This window comes from Faecalibacterium sp. Marseille-Q4164 (assembly GCF_017377545.1).
Lineage (GTDB): Bacteria > Bacillota > Clostridia > Oscillospirales > Ruminococcaceae > Faecalibacterium > Faecalibacterium duncaniae.
The window spans coordinates 1-1,264 of sequence record NZ_JAFREJ010000043.1; the positions used below are offsets into that span (position 1 = coordinate 1).

The 1,264-nt window shown below is 49.0% G+C and carries 1 protein-coding gene; it reads right to left on the bottom strand.

The genetic code is table 11. The features are described 5' to 3' along the window. Positions 1 to 171: 171 nt before the first annotated feature. Positions 172 to 1,107: a hypothetical protein gene (locus tag J3352_RS14120; protein ID WP_005935816.1), complete on the bottom strand. Its 936-nt coding sequence runs from the start codon at positions 1,105 to 1,107 to the stop codon at positions 172 to 174. Positions 1,108 to 1,264: the final 157 nt, after the last annotated feature.

Genomic DNA, 1,264 nt, shown 5'->3' on the forward strand with positions numbered 1-1,264 from the left:
TGTTTGTGGACTTTTTCTTTTTGTTCAAACGCACGCTCCTTTGATCGTCCCACCGTGGCAAAGTCGGGCGAGAAAATCAAAGTTTCAATTTTTATCAGGCGCAGGGGCGCGGATAGTTTCCGCCCTGCACTTGCGGCTGGTGGCCCGTTGATGGCTTACAAGTGCCTGTCGTTATGCCGTTTTAGAGGATTCATCGCTGGATTCTGCAAGAACTTCATCCAGCGTTTTCAAAAATTCAAGATGAGGCTTCAGGGCAAAGCGAAGAACCTTGACCTGTTCCGGATGCGTAAGAAGTTTCGGGTTCAAGTCGAACGTAACTTCCCAACTCTTTCGCATGAGAGATTCAGCATTGTGGAGCCGGTAGTACAGTTCGAGAAACTTTTGGGGAACATCATAGCTTTCATCAATGGTGTTGCTGGCGGCTTTCTCTGCCTGCTTCACCGTTACTTTGTTAGGCTTGACTTTCTTCGGCTTCGGCACATAATTCTTGATTTCCTCAAAAATTTCAGCCTGTTCTTCGGGCTTGGCCTTGCCGAGATTTTCGAGAAGATAATCGGGAATGTGCAGTTCCTCGCGGAAGAACCGATCACGGAAACCGGGAGACAGTTCATCCGCAACGTCAACGCCGTGGGCATAGTATTCTGCACGGCGGACTGAACTTGCGCTACTGTGATTTTCCTGCGCAATGCGCTCACAGGTTTTCATTGGCTTCTGGTTGTGTTCAGATTGAACACTGCCAGATTTCTTTGCAGTATGCTGATTACCGCGAAACGCCTCGGTGCGCTTTTCAGAGGAATACTGCTTGCCCATCAGAAACTTCTTCTGCTCCGGGGTTAAATTGCGCCGCCCCAACTGATTCTTGCAGATCCATGCGAGGACTTCTTCTCTGCTTTCAAATGGGAGCGGCATCGTGGAGAAAGAGATTTCGGGATGCTCCTGAACGATTTCATAACGGTTGTGTCCATCAACAAGGGTATTACCCCAGACAATCAAAGGAGAGAGCAGCTTGCCCTCTTTGAGGATATTTTCTTCAAGCTGCTTAAATTCATCATCGGTCAGAGGGGGAATCTGGGACTGGAACTCAGGGTCGATTTTCAGGTTGGTCATGCGCACACTCCTTTATCTCTCCTGCTGCGCCGGTTCTTCCTCTCGGAAAAAGGACGCAACATTCTGCTTTGCGGTTTTCAGTTTGAGCAGTTCTTCCTTGGTTTCCTTGTACTGCTCGTAGAACTTTGCCTTTTCGGATGCCAGCTGCGCATACTCG

Coding starts and splice junctions, on each gene's coding strand:
- J3352_RS14120 (WP_005935816.1), bottom strand. CDS start 1,107: ATGACCAACCTGAAAATCGACCCTGAGTTCCAGTCCCAGATTCCCCCT.